General features: G+C 54.2%; 20 protein-coding genes. All 20 read left to right on the top strand.

What is annotated here, in order from left to right:
• Positions 1 to 322: 322 nt before the first annotated feature.
• The 20 genes from O4H49_RS00845 to ligA all read left to right on the top strand — a co-directional run bounded on the left by O4H49_RS00845 (position 323) and on the right by ligA (position 25004).
• Positions 323 to 796, top strand: a complete 474-nt coding sequence (locus tag O4H49_RS00845) for a division/cell wall cluster transcriptional repressor MraZ (RefSeq protein ID WP_269421513.1) — start codon at positions 323 to 325, stop codon at positions 794 to 796.
• A complete protein-coding gene (gene rsmH / locus O4H49_RS00840) occupies positions 793 to 1833 on the top strand; it encodes a 16S rRNA (cytosine(1402)-N(4))-methyltransferase RsmH (protein WP_269421512.1) in 1041 nt (346 codons plus the stop codon). The genes O4H49_RS00845 and rsmH overlap by 4 nt, the downstream gene beginning before the upstream one ends.
• A complete protein-coding gene (gene ftsL, locus O4H49_RS00835) occupies positions 1830 to 2180 on the top strand; it encodes a cell division protein FtsL (protein WP_269421511.1) in 351 nt (116 codons plus the stop codon). The genes rsmH and ftsL overlap by 4 nt, the downstream gene beginning before the upstream one ends.
• Complete coding sequence (locus tag O4H49_RS00830; protein ID WP_269421510.1) at positions 2177 to 3946, top strand: peptidoglycan D,D-transpeptidase FtsI family protein; 1770 nt, start codon at positions 2177 to 2179, stop codon at positions 3944 to 3946. The genes ftsL and O4H49_RS00830 overlap by 4 nt, the downstream gene beginning before the upstream one ends.
• Entirely contained in the window at positions 3933 to 5447 is a 1515-nt protein-coding gene (locus tag O4H49_RS00825) for a UDP-N-acetylmuramoyl-L-alanyl-D-glutamate--2,6-diaminopimelate ligase (RefSeq protein ID WP_269421509.1), read from the top strand. The genes O4H49_RS00830 and O4H49_RS00825 overlap by 14 nt, the downstream gene beginning before the upstream one ends.
• On the top strand, positions 5444 to 6868 hold the full coding sequence (locus tag O4H49_RS00820; RefSeq protein WP_269421508.1) for a UDP-N-acetylmuramoylalanyl-D-glutamyl-2,6-diaminopimelate--D-alanyl-D-alanine ligase: 1425 nt from the start codon (positions 5444 to 5446) through the stop codon (positions 6866 to 6868). Before O4H49_RS00825 ends, O4H49_RS00820 begins: the two co-directional genes overlap by 4 nt.
• A complete protein-coding gene (gene mraY, locus O4H49_RS00815) occupies positions 6868 to 7956 on the top strand; it encodes a phospho-N-acetylmuramoyl-pentapeptide-transferase (protein WP_269421507.1) in 1089 nt (362 codons plus the stop codon). The genes O4H49_RS00820 and mraY overlap by 1 nt, the downstream gene beginning before the upstream one ends.
• 7 nt (positions 7957 to 7963) lie before the next feature.
• Complete coding sequence (murD, locus tag O4H49_RS00810) at positions 7964 to 9400, top strand: UDP-N-acetylmuramoyl-L-alanine--D-glutamate ligase (RefSeq protein ID WP_269421506.1); 1437 nt, start codon at positions 7964 to 7966, stop codon at positions 9398 to 9400.
• Positions 9397 to 10521 carry an FtsW/RodA/SpoVE family cell cycle protein gene (locus tag O4H49_RS00805; protein WP_269421505.1) on the top strand — a complete coding sequence of 375 codons (1125 nt, stop codon included), beginning with the start codon at positions 9397 to 9399 and terminating at the stop codon, positions 10519 to 10521. Before murD ends, O4H49_RS00805 begins: the two co-directional genes overlap by 4 nt.
• On the top strand, positions 10518 to 11708 hold the full coding sequence (gene murG, locus O4H49_RS00800) for an undecaprenyldiphospho-muramoylpentapeptide beta-N-acetylglucosaminyltransferase (protein WP_269421503.1): 1191 nt from the start codon (positions 10518 to 10520) through the stop codon (positions 11706 to 11708). The genes O4H49_RS00805 and murG overlap by 4 nt, the downstream gene beginning before the upstream one ends.
• Complete coding sequence (gene murC, locus O4H49_RS00795; protein ID WP_269421502.1) at positions 11705 to 13141, top strand: UDP-N-acetylmuramate--L-alanine ligase; 1437 nt, start codon at positions 11705 to 11707, stop codon at positions 13139 to 13141. Before murG ends, murC begins: the two co-directional genes overlap by 4 nt.
• A 3-nt stretch (positions 13142 to 13144) precedes the next feature.
• Complete coding sequence (gene murB / locus O4H49_RS00790; RefSeq protein WP_269421501.1) at positions 13145 to 14083, top strand: UDP-N-acetylmuramate dehydrogenase; 939 nt, start codon at positions 13145 to 13147, stop codon at positions 14081 to 14083.
• Positions 14080 to 15012 carry a D-alanine--D-alanine ligase gene (locus tag O4H49_RS00785; RefSeq protein WP_269421500.1) on the top strand — a complete coding sequence of 311 codons (933 nt, stop codon included), beginning with the start codon at positions 14080 to 14082 and terminating at the stop codon, positions 15010 to 15012. Before murB ends, O4H49_RS00785 begins: the two co-directional genes overlap by 4 nt.
• Complete coding sequence (locus tag O4H49_RS00780; RefSeq protein ID WP_269421499.1) at positions 15009 to 15866, top strand: cell division protein FtsQ/DivIB; 858 nt, start codon at positions 15009 to 15011, stop codon at positions 15864 to 15866. Before O4H49_RS00785 ends, O4H49_RS00780 begins: the two co-directional genes overlap by 4 nt.
• 73 nt (positions 15867 to 15939) lie before the next feature.
• Positions 15940 to 17211: a cell division protein FtsA gene (gene ftsA / locus O4H49_RS00775; RefSeq protein ID WP_269421498.1), complete on the top strand. Its 1272-nt coding sequence runs from the start codon at positions 15940 to 15942 to the stop codon at positions 17209 to 17211.
• A 93-nt stretch (positions 17212 to 17304) separates the two neighbouring features.
• Positions 17305 to 18993 carry a cell division protein FtsZ gene (ftsZ, locus tag O4H49_RS00770; RefSeq protein WP_269421497.1) on the top strand — a complete coding sequence of 563 codons (1689 nt, stop codon included), beginning with the start codon at positions 17305 to 17307 and terminating at the stop codon, positions 18991 to 18993.
• A 168-nt stretch (positions 18994 to 19161) separates the two neighbouring features.
• Positions 19162 to 20115, top strand: coding sequence for a UDP-3-O-acyl-N-acetylglucosamine deacetylase (gene lpxC / locus O4H49_RS00765; RefSeq protein WP_269421496.1), 954 nt, complete (start codon positions 19162 to 19164; stop codon positions 20113 to 20115).
• Between the two features lie 225 nt (positions 20116 to 20340).
• Positions 20341 to 21180 (top strand): outer membrane protein assembly factor BamD, encoded by an 840-nt coding sequence (locus O4H49_RS00760; protein ID WP_331283731.1) that lies wholly within the window; start codon positions 20341 to 20343, stop codon positions 21178 to 21180.
• Between the two features lie 33 nt (positions 21181 to 21213).
• Complete coding sequence (gene recN, locus O4H49_RS00755) at positions 21214 to 22884, top strand: DNA repair protein RecN (protein WP_269421494.1); 1671 nt, start codon at positions 21214 to 21216, stop codon at positions 22882 to 22884.
• Between the two features lie 5 nt (positions 22885 to 22889).
• Positions 22890 to 25004, top strand: coding sequence for an NAD-dependent DNA ligase LigA (ligA, locus tag O4H49_RS00750; RefSeq protein WP_269421493.1), 2115 nt, complete (start codon positions 22890 to 22892; stop codon positions 25002 to 25004).
• The last annotated feature ends 77 nt before the right edge of the window (positions 25005 to 25081 follow it).

Raw genomic sequence — 25081 nt, 5'->3', positions numbered from 1 at the left:
GCAGAGCTGAACCCGATGTCTTCACCAAAGCCCCTACAGCTCGCCAAACAAGCGATTGAAAAACAACCACTATCATCCTGAAAATTCCTTGAAATATAAACAGTTAACGATGTTTTAACCATATCAATGTCACACCCCAAACCATTGACACCCATTCAATCCCATGTTATCCCATAAAATCCCATTTGTGACCCAGATACACCCAATCTGGACCAAACAGGGAACACATCAGGTTCAGGAAAGCGGGGGCGCTTTCCAGTGAATCGCAAACAGGGATCACATCGGGATCTCTTCGGGCGGCATCATTCAGGGCGGAATTCAGGTGACCTTCTTTTTAGGTACATTCGAAAACAAGGTAGACAAGAAGGGACGCGTTTCAGTTCCGGCTACCTTTCGCCAGATGCTCACCGACCAGCCTTTTCAAGGAATTGTTGTCTTCAGGTCCTATCGCGCCCAGGCCCTGGAAGCTGCTGGCATGGATTTCATGCGTCGCCTGCATGAAAGCATGAGCTCCAGCCTTGATCTTTTTTCCGATGAACATGATGACCTCGCCACCGCCATTCTGGCTGACGCCCACCAGCTTTCCTTTGATGGCGAAGGTCGTATCCTTCTTCCTCCTGCCCTGATCGAACATGCGAATATTACCGATCGTGCCGCCTTTGTTGGCAAAGGGGATATTTTCCAGATCTGGAACACCGAAACCCTTGAGCAGAAAAAGCTCGAAGCCCGTGATCGTGCTCGCGACAAAAAACTCAGTCTGTCCCTGAATCCGGCGAACAAGGGGGGGCAGTTATGACCTCTTCTTCCCCGATCATTGCCCAGCAGGAGGGACACTATTCCGTCATGCTGCCGGAAATCATTGATGCACTTGCTCCCAGAGAAGGCGAGTGTTTTGTCGATGGAACTTTTGGCGCTGGTGGCTACAGTCGAGCAATCTTGCAACAGGCCCCCTGCAAGGTTTTTGGTATAGATCGCGATCCGACTGCCCTGCGCAGAGCTGCCGAGTTCGAAGAAACCAAGGCCGGGCGACTTGTTCCCCTTGCCGGTTGTTTTGGCGACATGATGCAACTGCTGGAAAATATCGGCGTTTCCAGCGTAGATGGTATCGTCCTCGACCTTGGCGTCTCTTCCATGCAACTTGACCAGGCAGAGCGCGGGTTTTCCTTTCAGGAAGATGGCCCGCTGGACATGCGTATGGATGGTCCTGAATCCACGTTACGCCAGCCCGTTTCCCATGTTGTGAACACCTACAGCGAAAAAGAGCTGGCTGACATTCTCTATAAATATGGTGAAGAGAAAAAATCCCGCCTGATTGCCCGCGCCATCGTTACGGATCGGGTTGAAAAACCTTTCGAGACCACCCTGCAGCTCGCCGGACTTATTCGCCGCCTCCTGAAAACCAAACCCAACAAGGATGGCAAGTCGATTCATCCTGCTACCCGCTCCTTTCAGGCTCTCCGGATTTTCGTCAATGATGAACTCGGCGAACTTGAGCGCGGCCTGGCAGCAGCAGAACAGTTACTTGCTCCCGGTGGTCGACTCGCGGTTGTGTCTTTTCACTCCCTCGAAGATCGCATCGTCAAAAACTTCTTACGCGAACGCAGTGGGGGAACGCCGCAGGGCTCCCGTCATACTCCGACGGTCGAGCCCTCGGCGTTGCGTAAAGCTCCCTTCGACCTGCCGACCAAAAAAGCCATTCCCCCTTCTGATGAAGAGTGTCGCGAAAACCCCCGCTCACGCTCTGCCAAGCTTCGTGTTGCCATTCGGACCGATGCCCCAGCCACGGATCATCCTGTCGGAACTCTTCCGGCCAGAGAGGGAGGTCGCGCATGAAAAATCTGGGAATCATTATCTGGATTGTCGCTGGCACCGCCTGCGCCATCGTCCTTTTCCAGGTAAAACAGGATGTGACCGACCTCGAACTGCAGTTGGCTGTGGTTGAACGGCAGATCGCCACTGACAAACAGGCAATCCGGATTCTCCAGGCGGAATGGAGTTATCTGAACCAGCCGGACAGACTGGAAAAACTTGCGACACGCTATCTCGACCTCAAGCCGCTCTCTTCTTCCCAGATTGTCACCTTTGATGACCTTCCTCGCCCAGGCGAAGAGGCAACCCAAGGTACAGCGGACAATTCACAGGGAACCGCAACCCTGACAAGCGGGGAGATCTATGAATGAGTGACTGGCGCGAAGATCGCAAACAGGGACTCTTGACCAACCTGCGTAATCCGCAGTCTCCCAAGGCGGTTATTTCACTTGATGGCAGAATTCGCCATGCTCTTGAAGTCGGACGCACCCGTTTGATTGTTGCCGGCGCCCTGATGGCCATGGCTTTTGTCATCATAGGCATCCGTCTTGTTGACCTGACCCTGCTTCAGGGGGGCAGAGCCAACAACACCTCCACGGCCCAGGAGATTGACGAAGCCCCGCCCGTACAAACCCGTCGGGCTGACATTGTGGACCGCAACGGTATTGTCCTGGCAACAACCCTGCCTACTGCTTCGCTCTATGCTGAGCCTAAAAAAATTCCGAACCCGGAAATCGCAGCCCGGTTGCTTGCGGATATCCTCCCCGAGATTTCTCAGGACAAGCTTTTAAAGAAATTGTCTTCAGACCGGGCCTTTATCTGGATCAAACGCAATCTGACTCCCCGGCAGCAGTATGCGATTAACGGCCTTGGCATCCCGGGCTTGAACTTTGAGCAGGAACAGCGCCGTTTTTATCCGCACAAGAATCTCTCTGCCCATATCGTTGGCTTCACAGATGTTGACAACAAAGGGCTGGCCGGGGTTGAACAGTCTTTTGATACCGCCCTTCGCGAAAATGGGGAACCTCTTGAGCTCAGCATCGACCTGCGGGTTCAGCATATACTGACCGAAGAAATGTCTGCCGCAATGCAGGAGTTCAGTGCCATTGGTGCCGCTGGTCTGGTCATGGATATCAATACAGGGGAGGTCATCTCGTCTGTCTCCCTGCCTACTTTCGATCCCGATTCTCCCGGTGATGCCCCGGATGATGCGCGGTTCAATCGCGCAACCCTGGGCATATACGAGATGGGCTCTACCTTTAAACTCCTGACGGCAGCAATGGCACTGGATGAAGGTGTTGCCTCGGTTTATGATGGGTACGACGTCAGCAAGCCAATCCGGATATCCCGTTTCAGCATCACAGACTACAAACCGATGAAACGCTGGCTTTCGGTACCGGAAATTCTGATCTATTCGAGCAATATCGGCACGGTTCAGATGGCCCTTGAAGTTGGGACGGAATCCCAACGCAAATATCTGTCCAACTTTGGCCTGCTTCGGACCGCATCGACAGAATTGAGCGAGGTTGGCACCCCTTTGGTTCCTTCCCCCTGGCGAGAGATCAACACCATGACTATCTCCTATGGACATGGTATTGCCGTCAGCCCCCTGCAGATGACCACAGCTGTATCGAGTCTGGTTAATGGTGGAGTTATGAAACCCGCTACATTTATCAAGCGCGACAAGGATTATGTCCCGGCGGGCCGACGTATACTCAATGAAAAAACCTCTATCCTGATGCGGGATATGATGCGACTTGTCGTTCTGCATGGATCAGGTAGAAACGCCGATGCAGAAGGTTATCTCGTCGGCGGGAAAACCGGGACGGCTGATAAGCTTAAAGGTGGCCGTTACGTGACAAACTCTCGCGTATCGTCCTTTGTCGCTGCCTTTCCGATGAATAATCCCCGTTATGTCGTTTACGTAATGGTGGATGAACCTAAAGGCACAAAAAAAACCTATGGATTTGCAACAGGCGGCTGGGTTGCTGCTCCTGTGGTCAAACGCGTTGTTGAGCGCATGGCACCTCTGCTGGGGATTCAGCCTGTACACATCGAAAGCGCCGATGACGCCGGGAACTCGATCCTGAAAAAAGCAAAAGCCCGCATGGAAGGACGAAAGATTGCGGCTCGTTGATCTGCTGACACAGTTACCCGAAGATCTGCGCCCCCGGAGTGGCCTTGATGCCAGTTCCGCGGAAGAAGTCGGAACCGTGGAAATTTCCGGACTGGCGCTTGATAGCAGAAAAGTTCAGGAAGGTTATCTCTTTGCTGCCTTGCCAACAACCAATCCCAAAGGTCTGGATGGCTGCGACTTTATCCCGCAAGCTCTCGAAAATGGCGCGACAGTTCTTCTTGTTCCGCGCGGGCGAAATCTCGACGTCTATCGAAACAAAGCGATAATTCTGGAAAGTTCCAACCCGCGTCAGACCATTGCCCTTCTCGCCGCAGCTTACAACGCTGCGCAGCCTCAAAATCTGGTTGCCATCACGGGGACCAATGGCAAAACCTCGATCGCAACTTTCACCCGCCAGATCTGGGAACTACTTGGTCATAAAGCAGCAAGTCTGGGAACCCTTGGTCTTTTCCCTCCCCTTCCCAACGCCCCCGCGGCTCTGACCACCCCCGACAGCATAGGGCTTTTTGCCTGCTTGAAGGACCTCTGCCACGAAGGCATTACCCATCTGGCTCTCGAAGCCTCCAGTCACGGGCTGGACCAATATCGCCTCGACGGCCTGAAGCTGAAAGCTGCTGCCTTTACCAACCTTACCCGAGATCATCTCGATTATCACGGCGACATGGAAAGCTACTTCCAGGCCAAAGCGCAACTGTTCAACCGCCTTCTCCCTCGGGGAGGCACTGCTGTGCTCAACGCGGATATGCCTGAATACGCCAGGCTTGCCGAGCTGTGCGCCCAGAGAGAACAAAAAATCATTTCCTACGGACATGGTGTTTCAGACCTGCAGGTGATTGAACAGACCCCGGGTCTGGAGGGCCAGTCCCTTGTGCTTTCGCTCTTTGGGCAGACCTATGAGCTGGATCTTAATCTCGCCGGAAGTTTTCAGGCATCAAACATCATGGCCGCTCTTGGTCTGGTACTTTCCTGTGGCGCAAGGCTCGAAGACATTCTTGCAGTTCTACCTGCTCTCAAGGGTGTGCCGGGGCGGGCAGAAAATGTCGGTAGCACCCCCCGCGGTGGCGCTGTCTATGTCGATTATGCCCATACGCCAGATGCACTGGAAACAGTAATCAATGCCCTTCGTCCTCATAGCCAGAACAAGCTTTCTGTCATTATCGGCTGCGGGGGGGATCGCGATCCGGGCAAGCGTCCCCTGATGGGAGAGATCGCCGCACGCCTGAGTGACCAGGCCTATATTACAGATGACAACCCCCGCACAGAAGACCCTGTCCTGATCCGCGCGGCCATGATGGCAGCTGCCCCGGGAGCGATCGAGATAGATGACCGTCGCAAGGCCATTTTCCAGGCCGTTGCCGATCTTCGGACAGGAGATCTCCTTATTATCGCCGGAAAGGGTCATGAAAGTGGCCAGATCATCGGCGACAAAGTATTTCCTTTTGATGATCGCAAGGTTGCTCGCGAGGCGATTGCAGCCCTGAATAGTGGAGGTCCAAAATGACGCGTGCGGTTCTGTGGACAGCCGAAGATGCCGCCAGTGCCACTGGCGGACAAAATACACGAGATTGGCAGGCCACAGGCCTGTCTCTCAACACCAGAACACTGGAAAAAGGTGATCTGTTCTTTGCCCTGCAGGGACCAAACTTTGATGGTCATGATTATGTTGCCCAGGCCTTCGAAAAGGGTGCTGCGGCTGCTGTCGTGCACAATCGCCCGGAACATCTTGGCGATGATGTCAGCCTGTTGCTGGTTGATGATACACTTGGGGCCCTTAATCGCCTTGGCGCTTCAGCCCGCTCGAACAGCTCGGCAAAATTTATCGGTGTAACCGGATCGGTCGGGAAAACCAGCATCAAGGAAGCCTTGCGGCACTGTTTGAGCAAACAGGCCATTACAGCGGCCAGTGCAGCAAGCTTTAACAATCACTGGGGTGTGCCGCTCAGTCTGGCCCGGATGCCGCGTGATTCAGTCTATGCCATCAATGAGATGGGGATGAACAGCAGCGGAGAAATCCGCGAACTCACCAAGCTTGTACGTCCAGATGTTGCAATCATCAGTACCATCGAAGCCGCACATTTTGAGTTCTTCAAATCGCTTGAGGAAATTGCTCAGGCCAAGTGCGAAATATTCGAATCCATGTCCAGCAATGGTGTGGCAATTCTGAACCGGGATCACCCGCTTTATGATCTCATGGCTGAAAGTGCACAAAAAAACGGGCTCACCAATATTATCGGCTTTGGTGAAAACCCCGATGCCCAGGCCCGACTTATCGGATATGAACTTTTCGCGGAATACAGCCGTGTTGAAGCTGATATCTGTGGCGAAATCCTTGACTTTACAATCGCCAATCCCGGATTTCACTGGATCATAAACAGTCTCGCTGTCCTCGCTGCTGTCAAAGCTGTCGGCGCTGATGTCCATCAGGCCGCCACTGACCTCAGCAGTGTCAGAGGGCTACCCGGTCGTGGCGAAAAAACCATGCAAACCCTGAGTAACGGCGAAAGCTTTGAGCTGATTGATGACAGTTACAATGCCAATCCTGCATCGGTTCGGGCCAGTATCAATGTTTTAACCAACTCGATGCCTGGACCAAGTGGTCGCAGGATTGCAGTCCTGGGCGACATGCTGGAACTGGGAAAAAAATCCCGAAAACTTCATGCTGATCTGGCTGGCCCCATAAATGATTCAGCAATTGATCTGGTATTTACTTGCGGGCAGCAAATGAAAGCCTTACACGATGCCCTGCCGGCGGAAATTCGCGGTATTCACAAGGATAATTCCCAGGAACTGGCCTCTTGTATAGCTCAGGCTTTACGCAGTGGAGATGTCGTTTCTGTCAAGGGATCTTTGGGAAGCCGGATGTCGGTCATCATCGAAGCCCTGAAATCCCAACCTACCCCTGACAGGGGAGGAAATGTCTGATGCTATTTGAACTCCTGTTTCCCCTTGCCGATGATTTCAAAATCTTCAACCTGTTCCGCTATATCACCTTTCGAAGCGGTGGAGCGGTTCTGACGGCGCTGCTGATTTCCTTCATCTTTGGTCCCATGATTATCCGCTGGCTTAAATCCAAGCAGGGGGAAGGTCAACCGATCCGGGACGATGGCCCTGAAAGTCATCTCTTGACGAAAAAGGGAACCCCGACGATGGGGGGCTGCCTGCTCCTGCTGGCCCTTTCTGTCTCCACTCTTCTCTGGGCTGATCTGCGAAACCCCTATATCTGGATCACCCTTCTGGTCACCGTCGGCTTCGGCATGATTGGTTTTGGCGATGACTATCTGAAACTGACCAAACGCAATACCAAAGGTCTGCCCGGAAAAGCCAAGCTTCTGGCCCAGGTGCTGATTTCGGTCTCGGCTACCTGGGGCATTATCGCTGTCAGCCCCGAAAACATGGACACCCATCTGGCAATTCCCTTCTTCAAGGGCCTGCTCGTCAATCTTGGCCTGTTCTATATACCGTTTGCCGTTTTCGTAATGGTCGGTGCCTCCAACTCTGTCAACCTGACAGACGGACTGGATGGTTTGGCGACAGTTCCCGTCATGATCGCCGGAGCCTGTTTTGGCCTGATTGCCTATCTGGTCGGCAACACGATTTTTTCCGAGTATCTCCAGATCGGATACGTACCGGGGACCGGAGAACTCACCGTATTTTGCGCCGCACTGGTTGGCGCCTGCATGGGTTTCCTCTGGTTCAATGCACCGCCAGCCATGGTTTTTATGGGCGATACCGGCTCCTTGAGTATGGGGGGAGCTCTGGGAACCATCGCAGTGATTACCAAACACGAAATCGTTCTTTCAATAATCGGCGGGCTTTTTGTACTGGAAACTATTTCCGTCATTGTCCAGGTGGCCTCTTTCAAGACCACAGGCAAAAGGGTCTTCCGCATGGCTCCGCTCCACCATCATTTCGAAAAGAAGGGCTGGGCAGAACCAACGGTTGTTATTCGTTTCTGGATTATTTCAATGATCCTGGCCCTGCTGGGGCTTGCGACCCTGAAACTGCGATAGGTAAAGCATGATTGATCTGCGTCCCTATATCAGCACCACAAACGGCAAAGCCTTTGCAGTCCTTGGCTTGGGACGCTCGGGCTTGACCGCTGCCTGTGCCCTGGCACAGTCGGGAGCTGACGTATGGGCGTGGGATGACAATGCCGATGGACGCGCCAAGGCTGCGGAAGCAGGACTCAAGGTTGTTGATCTGGGCAACTGCGACTGGACAGCTGTTCAGTCGCTAGTGATGTCACCGGGCATCCCTCTGACCCACCCCGTCCCGCACCCCGTTGCTCTTGCAGCACAAGCTACCGGGGTAGAGGTGATTTGTGAGGTCGAGTTGCTGTATCGTGCCTGCCCCGACGCAACTTTTGTTGGCATCACCGGCACCAATGGCAAATCCACGACAACCAGCCTTATTGCGCACATTCTCGCGCAGGCTGGCCGACCAGTCGCAGTGGGGGGAAACCTTGGCACTCCGGCACTTGAGCTCCCGATGCTGGAGAGCGATGGGGTCTATGTCCTGGAAATGTCCTCTTACCAACTGGATCTGCTCAGCCAACTGCGATTTGATATTGCCCTGCTGCTGAACTTCAGTCCCGATCACCTTGATCGGCACGGCGATATGGCAGGGTATATCAAGGCAAAACTGCACATTTTTGATCGTCAGGAAAAAGACGACGCCGCGATCATTGGGATGGATGATCCCGACAGCCGTCAGGTTTTCGATCAGATCAATTCACTTGGGAACTGCAAAGCCATTCCGATTTCTGGCAACACCCGGTTGGCAGAAGGTGTCTTTGCCGCCCAGGGACAATTGATTGACGACCGCTTTGCCAGTGAAGAGCAGATTCTGGACCTGCAGTCTGTTGAACGTCTCCCCGGAGATCATAATCACCAGAACGCTGCTGCCGCTTTTGCCTGTTGTCGCCGCCTGAATCTGACGAATGACGCTATCGTCGCGGGAATGAAGAGTTTCCCAGGGTTGGCCCATCGCCAACAGCTTGTCGCCCAACAGGGGAACATTCGTTACATCAATGATTCCAAAGCAACAAATGCCGATGCCGCTGCCCGGGCGATCAGCAGCTATGAAAACATCTACTGGATTGCAGGCGGACGCGCCAAAGACGGAGGCATCAGCAGTCTGAAGCCCCTCTTCTCCCGTATCCGTAAAGCTTACCTGATCGGCGAATGTGCTGAAGATTTTGCCCGGCAAATCGGGAAAGATCTTCCCTATACACAATGTCAGACTCTTGATCGGGCGATTGCACAGGCCGCAAAAGATGCACAGCATGATAACTGTGATAATGCCGTCGTCCTGCTGTCTCCAGCCTGCGCGTCCTGGGATCAGTATCGCAGCTTTGAGGTCAGGGGCGATCATTTCAGGGAATGCGTCCAGAAGCTTACTCAGAGCAATAACCTCGAACAGCCAAGTACGGCCAGCGGGAGGGAGGCATCATGAGTACTTTTGCCAGGACAGATACCTCTATTGTTGGCCGCTGGTGGTGGACTGTTGACCGCTGGAATCTTGCTGCCCTTCTTGCCTTGATGGCGTTTGGTGCCTTGCTGGTGCTCGCCGCATCACCTGCCGCGGCTGACCGGATTGGTGTCGGCACCTTCCAGCTGGCAAAGCGCCACTTCACACTTTTGCCTGCCGCAGCCTGTTTAATGATTGGCATATCGCTTCTTTCCGTCCGGAAGATCCGGCGCTTTGCCGTTATTGGTCTGGGATTTACCGTTGTTTTGTTGCTCGCAACTCTGGTTTTCGGGGTCGAGATCAAGGGCGCGACACGCTGGGTAAACCTGTTGGGATTTTCTCTGCAACCGTCAGAATTTGCCAAGCCGTTCTTCGCCGTTACCATCGCCTGGATGCTTGCCAGCGCCAAGACGGAAGAAGGTATTCCCGGAACATGGATCGCCATTGGTATCTGGCTGGTGGTGATCAGCCTGCTTATGATGCAACCGGATTTGGGGCAGACCGTGGTCATCACTGCAATTGGCGGTGTCCAGCTGTTTCTGGCAGGGCTTCCCATGATGCTGGTTGGTGTATTTATTCTCCTCGCCGCTCTTGGTTTGATTATTGCCTACTATACCCTGCCACATGTGACAGCCCGAATAGACGGTTTTCTGGACCCGGCTACCGGTAACAGCTTTCAGGTTAACCGCTCAATGGAGGCGTTCAAAAATGGCGGATTGCTTGGTCAGGGACCTGGTGAAGGCACGATAAAATCACTCCTGCCAGACGCTCATTCCGACTTCATTTTTTCTGTCGCGGGCGAAGAACTGGGCCTGATTGCCTGTCTGATCATCGTCTGCCTATTTGCTTTCGTTGTTCTGCGGGGCTTCAGTCGCTTGCTCCATGAAAACAATCTTTTTGTTCTGCTGGCATGCACCGGGCTTTTGACCCAGTTTGGGCTACAGGCCATTATCAACATGGCATCGACACTGCACCTCATTCCAACCAAAGGAATGACCCTGCCCTTTGTCAGCTACGGCGGTTCTTCTCTCCTGGCTCTCGCTGTCGGTATGGGAATGGTCCTGGCCCTCACCCGCCGACGTCCGCATGGAGGGTATGAGGCATGAGCCAGACCCCGAAGAAAACACCGAAGAAAATCATGAAACGGCAACACATCGTTCTGGCTTCCGGGGGCACGGGGGGGCATATGTTCCCCGCGCGTGCATTGGCCGAGGAACTTATCCAACGCGGACACAAAGTCAGCCTGGTCACTGACCAGCGAGGACAGGGTTTTGGAAATGATCTGCCACAGGTGACCGTTCACAAGGTCTCCGCAGGTGGAATTGCTGGTGGCAGCCTGCTGCACAAGGCACTCAGTACAGCCAAGCTTGCTATGGGTATTTTGCAGGCAATGAAGAAACTGCAAAGCATCAAAGCCGATGCCGTGGTTGCCTTTGGCGGCTATGCTTCCGTACCCGCGGGGCTGGCAGGCAGTTTTCTGGGAATTCCTGTCTATCTCCATGAACAGAATGCGGTTTTGGGTCGGGCAAACCGTTTGCTGGCGACCCGGGCCAGGAATATCTGCACCTCTTTTCGCAAGGTCAGTCATATTCCTGCAGGCTGTGAGAACAAGATTATCCTCACAGGTAATCCGGTTCGCCCTGCAATCATGAACCTGAGAGAGACCCCTTATCCCACCCCGAGCGAACAGAGCCCGCTTCGCCTGCTGGTAACCGGCGGCAGCCAGGGCGCCTCTGTTTTCAACAGCCTGGTTCCCGAAGCTCTTGCCCTTTTGCCCGAAAATCTGCGCCATCGAATTCAAATAAGCCAGCAGGTACGCAAGGACGGGGATAGTGCCGAGAGCGTTGCGACGATATACAATACAGCTGGTATCGCCGCTGATCTCAAATCTTTCTTTGATGACATGCCCGAGCGTCTGTCCAGCGCCCATCTTGTTATCTGTCGTTCCGGCGCTTCAACCATTACTGAACTGGCAGCAGCAGGCAGACCTGCCATTCTTGTGCCTTATCCGCATGCAACAGATGATCATCAGAACGATAACGCCCAGGATTTCGCCGATGCAGGTGCAGGCTGGCTCATGTCACAATCAAGCCTCAATGCCCAGGATTTGTCCAACCGACTGATTTCACTCTTTTCAAACACCCAGCTTTTGCAAAGAGCAGCTTCCTGCGCGCGGTCACACGCGATCATCGATGCTGCCAGCAATCTCGCTGATCTGGTCTGCGGACCACCAGAAAAAATTGGAGACACATCATCAACAAGCACGAACGTTTCAAACGGGGCGGCAGCATGAGAGGCATGCCCCTCGATATTGGCCCCCTGCACTTTGTCGGCATTGGCGGCATTGGTATGAGTGGAATCGCCGAGATTCTGCACAATTTGGGTTATCAGATTCAAGGCAGTGACATCGCTGAATCCGCCAACGTCCAACGCCTGCGTAAAATGGGCATCAAGGTGATGATTGGCCATCTGGCTGAAAACGTTACCGATGCACGGGTCGTTGTCGTCTCTTCGGCCATCAAGCTGGACAACCCGGAAATTGCCGAAGCACGAAATAATCTGATCCCTATCGTTCGCCGGGCCGAAATGCTGGCCGAGTTGATGAGATTCAAATCCTGTGTCGCTGTTGGTGGCACACATGGCAAGACCACGACCACATCTATGATTGCTGCTCTGCTTGATGGCGGTCACTTCGATCCCACGGTCATCAATGGCGGCATCATCAATGCGTATGGCACCAATGCCCGTCTGGGCGAAGGTGACTGGATGGTGGTTGAAGCCGATGAAAGTGACGGCACCTTTATCAAATTGCCGGCTACTATCTCTGTGATCACCAACATTGATCCGGAACATATGGAGTTTTATGGCTCCATCGAAGCCCTGCACGATGCCTTTGCCACCTTTGTAAAGAACATTCCCTTTTACGGTTTCTCCGTGCTCTGTATCGACCATCCCGTGGTTCAATCCATGATCGGTCGCATCCAGGATCGCAGAATTGTCACCTATGGTCTCAGCCCACAGGCAAGCGTTCGCGCCACAAACATTCGCACAGAAATCACAGGCAATCTTTTTGATGTAACCATTTCAAGCCGCAGTGGCGACGAAAGCCGGGTAATCAAGGACTGTCATCTCCCCATGCTGGGCAATCACAATATCCTCAATTCACTTGCCGCAATTTCGGTTGCCAGTGAGCTGGGTATGGCCGATGAAGCCATCCGCAAGGCCCTGTCAAATTTCAGCGGTGTCAAACGCCGCTTCACCAAAACCGGTGAAGTCAACGGCATCACCATTATTGACGATTATGGGCATCACCCCGTTGAAATCGCTGCTGTGTTGCAGGCAGCCAGACAGGCCATCAAAGGCGAAAGCCGGGTGATCGCTGTCGTGCAGCCCCATCGTTATTCGCGCCTATCTGATCACTTTGAGGGCTTCTGTTCCTGTTTCAATGACGCCGATCAGGTCATCGTTGCCGATGTTTACGCAGCAGGCGAGACCCCGATTGAAGGAGCCGACAAAGATAGCCTGGTTACAGGATTGCGAACCCGTGGTCACCGTAACGCCATAGCACTGCCTGATCCGGAAAAGCTGGCTGAGATGGTCGCCGATTATGCAGAAGAAGGTGACCTCGTTGTCTGTCTTGGCGCGGGAAATATCTCGGCCTGGGCACATGCTCTTCCCGGACAGTTGGAAAAACTACTGCCTGCGCAAAAAGAGGGGCACCACTGAGACATGAACGAAGCCGCACTTTCACCAGACCATCTGATCCACCGCCTGCCTGCTGTCCGGGGGAGCTATACCCCTGACGCACGTCTGGGCAAGATCACCTGGTTCAGGGTCGGTGGGCCTGTTGATGTTCTCTTTACTCCTGCAGATCAGGAAGACCTGGTCTGTTTCATGCAGAACAAGCCCGCTGACCTCCCCGTTATGGTGATCGGCGTTGGCTCAAATCTCCTGGTACGTGACAGCGGTGTTTCAGGGGTCGTCATCAGGCTCGGCCCCGCTTTTGCCCAGGTGGTTTCTGATGGCAACCTGGTCGTGTGTGGCGCAGCCGCCCTGGATGTCAAAGTTGCCAAAACTGCGCTTAAAGCAGGCTTGACCGGGTTGGAGTTTCTCTGTGGGGTGCCTGGCACCATTGGCGGTGCCTTGCGGATGAATGCCGGTGCTTATGGCAGAGAAACCAAGGACATACTGGTTTGGGCTGAAGCGATGGATCCGCAAGGGAAAATACACCGGCTCACAGCTGAACAACTGGGGTTTGAGTATCGGCACTGCGCACTGGCATCTGACTGGATTTTCCTGAGCGCCTGTTTTGCAGGAAGCCCCGGAGACCCAGAAGCCATCGCCCGGCAAATGAAAGAAATCCAGAATGCCCGCGGCAGCAGTCAGCCAATCAAGTCGCGTACTGGTGGCAGCACCTTTAAGAACCCGGAAGGCTACAAAGCCTGGGAGCTGGTTGATCAGGCTGGTTGTCGGGGAATGAAAATCGGCGATGCCCAGGTATCAGAGCAACATTGCAACTTCCTCATCAACACCGACAAGGCCACTGCCAGAGATCTGGAAGAGCTCGGAGAAACCGTCCGCAGGAAGGTTAAAGAGACTTCCGGGGTCGAGTTGCAGTGGGAAATCAAACGTATTGGCGAGATCACAACAAGGAACCAGAAGTCATGACCTGCAAAGTCGCACTGTTTAAAGGAGGCGTTTCTGCTGAAAGAGATGTATCTCTGGCAAGTGGGACAGCCTGCGCCAAGGCATTGCGCGAAGCAGGCTATGATGTCACCGAAATCGATGTTGGCAAAGATATCTCCCTGTTGATCAAACAGTTACAGGATCTCGCTCCCGCAGTTGTTTTCAATGCACTGCATGGACGCTGGGGAGAAGACGGTTGTGTTCAGGGGCTCCTTGAACTGCTGGGCATTCCCTATACCCACTCCGGTGTACTTAGTTCTGCCCTGGCCATGCACAAAGAGCGAACCAAAACAATGGTCTCTCAGGTTGGTGTCCGGGTTCCGGAAAGCAAAACAATACAGGCCAGCATTCTGGCCAAGGGTGATCCCCTTCCTCGCCCCTATGTGATCAAGCCACTCAGTGAAGGCTCCAGCGTTGGTGTACACATTGTCTTTCAGGGCGACAATCATGTTGCGATGACAAGAAAAGAACTCGGATTTGATGGCGCGATCATGGTCGAGCGTTACATCCCCGGTCGCGAGCTTACGGTTGCTGTGATGGGAGACAAGCCACTTGCTGTCACAGAACTTGTACCAAAACAGGGCTTCTACAGCTATGAAGCCAAGTACACAGAAGGCAAAACAGAGCACATCATTCCAGCAAAAGTTCCTGCTGAGATTTACGAGGAAGCACTTGAATCCGCCCTGAAAGCCCATCAGGTCCTGGGGTGCAGTGGCGTCAGCCGCAGCGATTTTCGCTATGACGATACACCCGAAGGTGACGGGAAGCTCTATTATCTCGAGACCAATACCCAGCCGGGAATGACAGATCTCAGTCTCGTTCCCGAGCAAGCAAAATATCTCGGGATGTCCTTTCCGGAACTTTGCGCCTGGATGGTCGAAGATGCTCTCCGGAGCAAGGAGGAGTCATGAGCGACCCTAAAAAAACGCGTCGGCGTAAACGGATTCAAAAACGCCGGAGTTTTCCTTTCAGCGATACAAACTGGCGTCGGGTTTTCGTTGGAACAGCAACAGTAGCCTTCTGCGCCACGGCTGCCGTAACAACCGTGCTCTGGACCAATGGCTGGATTCCTGAACAAATTACCCGGGCTCAGGAAAACCTTTATGGCATGACTGCCGACGCTGGTCTCAAAGTACAGGATGTGCTGGTCGAAGGACGCAACCGCACCAAAGCAGCGGCCATCCTGACCAAGCTTGATGTTGAACGCGGCACCCCTATCCTCGCTTTTTCCCCCGAAGAAGCCAAACTCAAGATTGAAGCACTCCCCTGGGTTAAACAGGCCGTGGTGGAAAGACGCCTGCCGAACGTTATCTATGTCAATCTGATTGAACGCGAACCCCTGGCCCTGTGGCAACAGGACGGTGTACTTCATGTGATTGATCAGGAAGGCGACGTGATTGAATCCTCCAAAGCCAGCAACTTCGCCAAGCTTCCTCTGATCGTTGGCTCGGATGCCCCAAGCTACGCCAGGGAAATTCTGGCGCTTCTGGAAAGTGAACCAGAGCTGGGCGGGCAGGTTGAAGCTGCCGTCAGGGTCAGTGGACGCCGCTGGAACATTCGTCTCAACAACGGCGTTGATGTTCAGCTTCCCGAAGAAAACCCGGAAGCCGCCTGGTCATTCTTTGCCAGGATCGAACGAGAAGAAGGCGTCCTGGAGCGCGATGTCGTACTGGTAGATCTTCGTCTGCGAGATCGCCTTATCGTCAGGACCTCTAGTGGCGCAGCCAAAGACAAAGGCCAGGTCGTTAAAGGAGAAAAAACCTGATGCCGTTTTCCCGCCACCAATTCTGGCACATCAGACCGCTTGCCCCTGGTCCAGCCGAAGAGAGCTGTCGATCATGAAGCGTCCCCTTGGTGCCATCAAACATGGAACAGTCGCGGTTCTCGATGTCGGGAGCAGCAAGATTTGCTGTTTTATTGCCCAGATGGATGGCGATAACCTGCCCAAGGTCATTGGTATCGGTCAGCAGGCCAGCCATGGCATGAAGAGTGGTAACATTGTCAACATGGAGACCCTTGAGGATTCCATCCTTAACGCGGTTCATGCAGCTGAACAGATGGCAGGCGAAACAGTCAATTCTGTTTTCGTCAACCTCTCAGGCGGGAATCCTTCATCCCACAATATCAATCTCGAAATATCCATCAACGGCCATGAAGTTACTGAAAGTGACCTGACCCAGGCCCTTGAACATGCCAGCCAGGTTCAGGGACCAGCCGGTAACCCGGAACAGGGGCGCCAGCTGATCCATTCCATGCCGACCGGCTATACCCTTGACGGCAATCGCGGCATCAAGGATCCCCGGGGGATGCACGGAGAAACTCTTGGCGTGACCATGCATCTGGTCACAGCTGCTTCCAACTCTCTGCGCAACCTCAAGACCTGTATCAAACGCTGTCATCTTGATCCGCTCAGCTTTGTTCTCTCCCCCTTTGCCTCTGGCCTCGCCTGTCTGGTCGAAGACGAGATGGAACTGGGCGTCACCCTGGTTGATATGGGGGGATCAACGACTTCAATCGCTGTGTTTAGCGAAGGGAAACTGGTCTATTGCGATGTTATTCCTGTCGGCGGACACCACGTTACCAACGATGTCGCTCGCGGCCTGTCCACTCCTGTGGTCGAAGCCGAGCGAATGAAGACGCTTTATGGACACGCTGTAGCAACAGTGACCGATGAGCGGGAAATGATTGATGTGCCACAGGTCGGAGAAGCTGCCGGCAGTCAACCCCAGCAGGTCCCCCGTTCCCTACTGGTTGGAATTATTCAACCGCGTCTTGAAGAAACCTTTGAAATCGTCAGGTCCAAACTGGAGATGAGCGGATTTGACAAAATCGGCGGGCGCCGTGTCGTTCTTACAGGTGGCGCCAGTCAGCTTCCGGGACTTCCGGATCTCGCCAGCCTGATCCTCGACAAGCAGGTCAGGATCGGACGTCCAATACGTGTTACTGGTCTCGCAGATGCCACAGGAGGCCCCAGTTTTGCAACCTGTGCGGGTTTATTAACTTACGCCACCATCGCCCATAATGACGTTCAGGGCGAAAAAGTACCCGAAGTACACCACCCACAGAACTTCGTTGGAAGATTCGGAAGATGGTTTCGGGAAAATTTTTAGATAAAAGTTTGGAAATCGCTCGACTGATTCCCTGACTTTATAGTACAACTTGACAAACGAATTCGCCGAGTCGGCGATCAACGGAGGTTAGTGATGGCTTTAAATTTAGATGTACCACCAGTTGAATCCGAACTGACTCCCCGGATCACCGTAATCGGTGTCGGCGGTGCAGGCGGAAATGCTGTAAACAACATGATTCAGAGCAATCTGGAAGGTGTTGAATTCCTCATTGCCAACACAGATGCCCAGGCAATTGCCCAGTCATCCTGTGAACGCACGATTCAACTGGGACGCAACATCACCCAGGGCCTTGGCGCAGGTTCAAGACCAGACATTGGTCATGCTGCTGCCGAAGAAGCCATGGACGAAATTCTCGGCCACCTCGAAGGCTCCAACATGGTGTTCATCACTGCCGGGATGGGTGGTGGTACCGGGACAGGAGCAGCGCCGGTTATTGCCAAAGCCGCCAGAGATGCCGGCATTCTGACCGTCGGCGTTATCACCAAACCTTTCCATTTCGAAGGGGTGCACCGCATGCGCCTTGCCGAGAAAGGAATTGAAGAACTGGCCCAGTATGTTGATACACTGATCATCATCCCGAACCAGAACCTCTTCCGTATCGCCAACGAGAAAACCACCTTCGCTGACGCCTTTAAAATGGCTGACGATGTTCTTCGCTCCGGGGTCAGTGGTGTTACCGACCTGATGGTTATGCCTGGTTTGATCAACCTCGACTTTGCCGATATCCGGGCCGTAATGACCGAAATGGGCAAGGCAATGATGGGAACGGGCGAAGCCAGTGGTGAAACCCGCGCGATGGACGCTGCCGAAGCTGCAATCTCCAATCCATTGCTCGATGAAGTTTCCATGAAAGGTGCCCGGGGTGTTCTGATCAACATCACTGGCGGCCCTGATCTGACCCTCTTTGAAGTTGACGAAGCTGCCAACCGCATCCGGGACGAAGTCGACCCTGAAGCCAACATCATCTTTGGATCAACCTTTGATCCGAACATGGATGGCACCATGCGTGTGTCTGTTGTTGCAACAGGTATTGATGCAGAATCGATCCGGAATATCCGTCCGGCCGCTCAGTCTTTCCAGACGCCACCGGCTCCGTTGAATGTTTCCCCCGAACCTAAAGCAGAACCTGCTGAAGAAATGGTTGCCCGGGCAGAGACAGCCCCGGCGCAGGGACCATCAATGGCACCACAGCCAGCCGCTGCTCAGGCGACTGCCAGCAGCCAGCCAATTATTGAAAGCGGCCCGGCCCACACCAGCATCGAAGCCGCAATCACACGCAGCGAAGCTGAGGGACAAAATCAGCGGAACCCACAGCAAATGGCACCGCAGGCTGAAATCAGGAATGACAGCTTTGTTGCTCCACGCCCCGTAACAGTCAGCAATCAGAAACCTGCAGCCCCACAGGCTGCACCTCAGAAAGCTGACCCCTTTGCTGCGGCCGCTATGGCCAACGGTACGGACAGGTTTGAAGAGTCCAAAAAAAGCAAAGGCCTGTTTGGCCGGATCACAGGTGGCGCAGCGCGCGCCCTTCAGGCAGCAACGCAGGCGGATGAACAGGAAGAACTGCAGACTGGCAGAGCCACTCCGGCCGCTGCCGCTCCAGCTGTTGCCACAGCAACAGCACCTGCCGAATCGGCACCGGCAGCACCTGCACAACAGCCACGCCTGACAGGTCTTGATCCTCATGACCGGATCCAGTCTCCCGCCGCTGATGAAGATCTGCTGGATATCCCAGCATTTCTGCGGCGTCAGGCGAATTAAATCCATGCACAGGTAATTGTTTCAGTATGTTGCTGACTTCGTAACATACTGAAACAAACAGTGATTTGTTAGAGACAGGGGGACGCGCTATCGTTCCCCTGTTGCATTATATCGATCGGAGCAGTCCCACTGCCTCCGGGGGGATTAACTAACAAACGAAGTGTCATCATGAAAACTGCTACTGCCGCCACACGCGTTCAGAAACAGAAAACCCTTAAGAGTGCCATTAATTGTTCTGGGGTTGGTCTGCACTCAGGCGATAAGGTCATCATGACACTCCACCCGGCTGCACCGGGAACCGGAATTGTTTTCCGCCGCACCGACGTTGCTGGAAAAGGCGCCGTTATCCCCGCGACCTGGAAATACGCAATCGAATCTCCGCTTTGCACCACACTGGTCAAAGACGGTGTAAAAATCGCAACCATCGAACATCTCATGTCTGCCCTCGCAGGCTTCGGTATCGACAACTGCACCATAGATATCAGTGCGGGCGAAGTTCCCGTGATGGATGGCAGTGCCGCTCCCTTTGTTTTCCTGATTGAATGTGCCGGAGTTCTTGAGCAGAACGCCCCGAAAAGAGCGATTCGCATCCTCAAGGAAGTCCGTGACGACGAAGAAAACCGTTCCGGCATTCTCAGCCCCGGCGAAGATTTCTCAGTCAGCTTTGCCATTGACTTTGAAAGTCAGGCAATTGGCCGTCAGGAACTCTATATGGAAGTCCGCGCCAACCGCTATAAACAGGAAATCAGCCGCGCCCGGACCTTTGGCTTCCTGCATGAAGTTGACCAGATGCGGAAAATGGGCCTGGCACGTGGCGGCTCCCTCGACAATGCCATCGTCATAAACGGTGACGAGATCATGAACGAAAGCGGTCTGCGCTATGCGAACGAGTTCGTACGTCACAAGATCCTCGATTCCATCGGCGATCTCTATCTCGCAGGCGCCCCGATTGTCGGTCACTATCACGGCGTCCGTACAGGGCATGCCCAGACCTATCGTCTGGTTCACAAGCTTATGAATGACAATTCAGCCTGGGAATGGGCAACATTGCCAATCCAGCAAGCAGCAACCCCGCGCTCAAGCTTCACGGTTCCGGAACGGGCGGTTGCAGCCACAGCTTAGGCTGATTTCTGATCCCGCTTTACAGTTTTGGAAAAGCCCGGTTTCGCCGGGCTTTTTGCTTTTCCCTTCCCTCCGGATACTTTTTTCACCGCATTTAATCGCAAGAAGCTCTCAGTTGGCTTGAGGCCGGGATTATGAAGCCCTATAGTGCTGTGAGAATTCGATTGATCGACTTGAGAAACAGCTCATGACCAGAAGTATGGCTCACGAAAAGAGAATTGCAGAATGATATCCGGTCTTTTCCGACACATCAGAAATACGCCCTTTCAGCGCGCAGGACTTGCCCTTTTCATGGCTGCAGCTCTTGCAGCTTGCAGTTCGGACGACAAGCCAGAATACATCGAAAGACCGGTAGAAGAGCTATACAGCAGTGCCAACAACGCCCTGAAAGCGGAAGAGTACAAGGAAGCAGCCCGATTATTTGACGAGGTCGAGCGCCAGCACCCCTATTCCGTCTGGGCTTCCAAAGCGCAGCTTATGGCCGCTTATGCACACTATTCTGACAACAAGTACGACGATGCCATTGCAGCACTGGATCGTTTTATCGAACTCCATCCCGGTAACCGGGATACACCATATGCGTACTACCTCAAGGGCCTGTGTTATTACGAACAGATTTCTGACGTGACCCGGGACCAGAAGATGACTCGCGAAGCCCTGACAGCCTTGCGCGATGTTGTACGCCGCTTTCCCGATACAGAATATGCCCGTGATGCCCAGCTGAAGATAGATCTGGCCACCGATCACCTTGCTGGCAAGCAGATGACCATCGGGCGCTATTATCTCCAGCGTCAGGAATACCTTGCCGCGATCAACCGTTTCCGTACGGTTATCGGCGAATACCAGACCACCACACATGTTCCCGAAGCCCTGCACAGGCTGGTAGAGGCATACCTCGCACTTGGAGTGATTGATGAAGCCCAGGCAACAGCCGCCGTCCTCGGACACAACTTTCCGGGTGACCGCTGGTATCAGGACAGCTACGCTCTGCTCAACGGGCAGGATCTTGAGCCTGAAGATGTAGACGGCTCCTGGATTTCCCGTACCTGGAATTCTATTCTCTGATGGAAACAGCCCTCTAATGAAAACAGGTGTGCCGTGCTGCTGACCCTTACTATCAGCAACGTGGTCCTCATTGACCACCTTGAGCTAGCATTCAAAGATGGCCTTTGCGTGCTCACCGGAGAAACCGGAGCAGGAAAATCCATCCTGCTTGATTCGCTCGGGCTCGCCTTGGGTGCCAGAGCTGAATCCCGCCTGGTGCGTCAGGGCATGGACAAAGCTTCTGTCAGTGCTGTCTTTGCACCAGCACCCGGGCATCCGGTTTTTGCCCTTCTCGAAGAACACGATATTACCCTGGAAGACGACACACTGGTCTTTCGCCGGGTCGTCAATGCAGATGGTCGCAGCCGGGCCTATCTCAACGACTTGCCGGTTTCAGCCAATCTCCTGCGTCAGGCCGGAGACCTTCTTGTTGAAGTTCAGGGACAGTTTGAACAACGCGGCCTGCTCGATCAGAGCAACCACCGTAACCTGCTTGATGCTGTCAGCCATACTGACCCGCTTGTAAAAGAACTCTCGGGCATCTGGGATCAATGGCGCGCCGCTGTCAAGGAACGCAAAAGCGCCGATGAAAAACTGGCCCAGGCCCAGCGGGAAGAAACCTTCCTCCGTCATGCGCTGGCGGAACTCGACGCCCTGTCTCCAGTGGAAGGCGAACTGGAAGAACTCGTCACCCAGCGACAGTTCATGATGCACAGCGAGAAGCTGATCAGTGCCATGAACGCCTCGATCGTTGATCTAACAGGGGATAACGGGGTTGGCGGCGCAGAGAATGCCTTGATTGATGCCCTGCGCCATCTTGGGAATGTCGCGGACCGTGCCGGAGACAAACTCAAGCCGGTCATTGATGCACTTGATCGCGCCAGTTTCGAAATTCAGGATGCTCTGGCCGGGCTGCAATCGCTGTCCCATGATCTCGATATTGATCCCTCCCGGCTTCAGGAAATTGAGGAGCGCTATTTCCTTTACCAGGATCTTGCCCGCAAACACCGGGTTGAGCCGGAAACCCTGCCGCAGGTTCGCGACCAGATCGCGACCCAGCTTGATCTGATCGATACGGGCAATGCCCATCTCGAAAAACTGGACAAGCGGTGCGAGGAAACCCGCAAACTCTACGCCCTGACTGCGGAAAAGCTGAGTCAGACCCGTCACAGGAAAGCGCTTGAGCTGGATGCTGAAATCAACGCGGAACTTCCCCCGCTGAAACTGGAGCGCGCCACCTTTAAAACCGAAATCGAGAATCTCGACGAAGAGCAATGGAGCCGCCAGGGCTGGGACCAGGTTTCTTTTCTTGTTGCGACAAACAGCGGTTCGGCACCAGGCCCGCTTGGCAAGATCGCCTCAGGCGGAGAACTCGCCCGCTTCCTGCTGGCGCTAAAAGTGGTTATGGCCAAGGTAAGCCCCATCGGCTGCCTTGTTTTTGATGAAGTCGATGCCGGGATCGGTGGTGCGACCGCTCACGCTGTTGGCGAACGTCTGTCTCGCCTTGCCGATGAGCGACAGATACTTGTGATCACGCACAGCCCGCAGGTCGCCGCCAAGGGCAGCCAGCATTTGAAAGTTGCCAAGTCGAGTGACGGGGAACTGACAACGACAACGGTGTTCACACTCTCGCCCGAAGACAGGCGAGAAGAGGTCGCGCGGATGCTCTCCGGAGCCGAGATAACCAACGAAGCACGCGCTGCTGCTGACAGCCTATTGGGATAAGTACCTTGACGATATCGAAAGAAATTCTGGCGTTCCTCGATCAGCCGGTTGAAAAACTGTCTCCGGCGCAGGCTGAAAAACAATTATCCGCCCTGGCACAGGAAATTGCAAAACACGATATTCTCTATCACCAGCAGGACACGCCGGAAATATCGGACGGTGACTATGACCGCCTGCGCCGCCACAACAATGCACTGGAGCAGAAATTCCCTGATCTGATCAGATCAGATAGCCCCAGCGAGACGGTCGGCGCCCCCCCTTCTTCCGGGTTTGGCAAGATCCGTCATAGTGTCCCGATGCTCTCGCTTGGCAATGCCTTTGCGGATGAGGATGTCGAAGAATTCCTGGGTCGTATCAAACGCTTTCTTGGTCTGGGCAAGGACGAAAAAATACAGATCTTTGCCGAACCAAAAATCGATGGCCTGTCCTGCTCTATCCGCTATGAAAAAGGCATGCTGATACAGGCTGCCACCCGGGGTGATGGGGCTGAAGGTGAAAACATTACCGCCAATGTGAAAACCATCGCCTCCATTCCGCACCAGCTTGCGGGTAGTGGCTATCCCGATGTTCTCGAAATCCGCGGCGAAGTCTATATGCGACGGGATCGTTTTCTCGAACTCAACAGCCGCCAGGCCTCGACAGGAGGCAAGACCTTTGCCAATCCCCGCAACGCTGCGGCAGGTTCCCTGCGTCAGCTTGATCCCTCTATCACTGCCGCCCGTCCCCTTGATTTTTATGCCTATGCCTGGGGCGAGACGTCTGCCCCGCTTGGCGAAAACCTGATCGAAGTGCGCGAACGGATGCAGAGCTGGGGTCTCCCTGTAAATCCGGGGCAACTTTGTGATTCCAGCAGCAGTCTGCTGGCGTATTACAGAGGCATCATGGTTGATCGCCCGGATATGGATCATGAGATCGATGGCATAGTCTACAAGGTCAATCGTTTGGACTGGCAGGAAAGGCTCGGGTTTGTCAGCCGTGCGCCACGCTGGGCCATCGCCCATAAATTCCCCGCTGAACGTGCGATTACCCGCCTCAATCAGATCACTATTCAGGTCGGTCGGACCGGGGCTCTTACACCGGTCGCCAATCTGGAACCCATATCTGTCGGCGGCGTCATGGTTTCCCGCGCAACACTGCACAACCGGGACGAGATCGTTCGCAAGGATGTCCGCGAAGGAGATGCTGTTGTCATCCAGCGCGCGGGTGATGTTATTCCCCAGGTCGTCGAGGTTCTGCTCGACAAACGCCCGGATAGTTCTGTTGCCTTTGTCTTTCCCACCCACTGTCCGGAGTGTGGATCGCTGGCCATCCAGGAAGCAGGAGAAGTCGTCACCCGCTGTACCGGTGGTCTGGTTTGCCCTGCACAGGCCGTGGAGCGCCTGAAACACTTTGTCAGTCGCAATGCTTTTGATATCGAAGGACTGGGTGACAAACAGGTCCGCTTCTTTTTTGAACAGGGACAGATCAAGACACCTGCAGATATCTTTACCCTTGGTGAGCGCGATAAAAAGAGCCTCACTCCCCTGCGCAACCAGCCCGGCTGGGGGCGACAGTCTGCCGACAATCTTTTTGCCGCCATAGAAGCCAAGCGCACGATCGGGCTGGACCGCTTCATCTACGCCCTGGGCATTCCACAGGTTGGGCAGGCGACGGCCAAACTCCTGGCCAAGACCTATGGCACCCTTGACCGGGTAGAAGACGTCATGCGCCTTGCCCATGATCCGGAAAGCGATGCTTTGCCGGAGCTCCTGTCTATCGATGGTATCGGCGCCTCTATGGCAGGTGATCTCATCGCCTTTTTTGGCGAACCCCATAATCGGGAAGCCGTGGCAGCACTCCGTGCCCAGATCGAAATCCAGGAATTCGTTCTCGAAGTCAGTAGCGATTCTCCTGTAACAGGCAAGACGGTTGTCTTTACCGGCAAACTTCTGACCATGTCCCGGGATGAAGCCAAGGCAAAGGCAGAGAGCCTGGGCGCCAAGGTTGCTGGGTCTGTTTCAAAAAAAACCGACTATATCATTGCAGGTGCCGATGCCGGCTCCAAGCTCAAGAAAGCAGCAGAACTGGGTGTCACAGTCCTGAGCGAGGAAGACTGGCACGCCCTCGTTGCCACCTCCTGAAGCAGACGAGCCCCAGAAGCAGACGATACAAAGACAGGCAAAACTGTTTTTACTGGGTGGGCAAACCAGGGACTGCT

The organism is Kiloniella laminariae, assembly GCF_027214005.1.
In the GTDB taxonomy this organism is placed as follows: Bacteria; Pseudomonadota; Alphaproteobacteria; order Kiloniellales; family Kiloniellaceae; genus Kiloniella; species Kiloniella laminariae_A.
The sequence above is the reverse complement of the archived record's forward strand: the minus strand, read 5'-3'. Positions and strand labels throughout refer to the sequence as shown.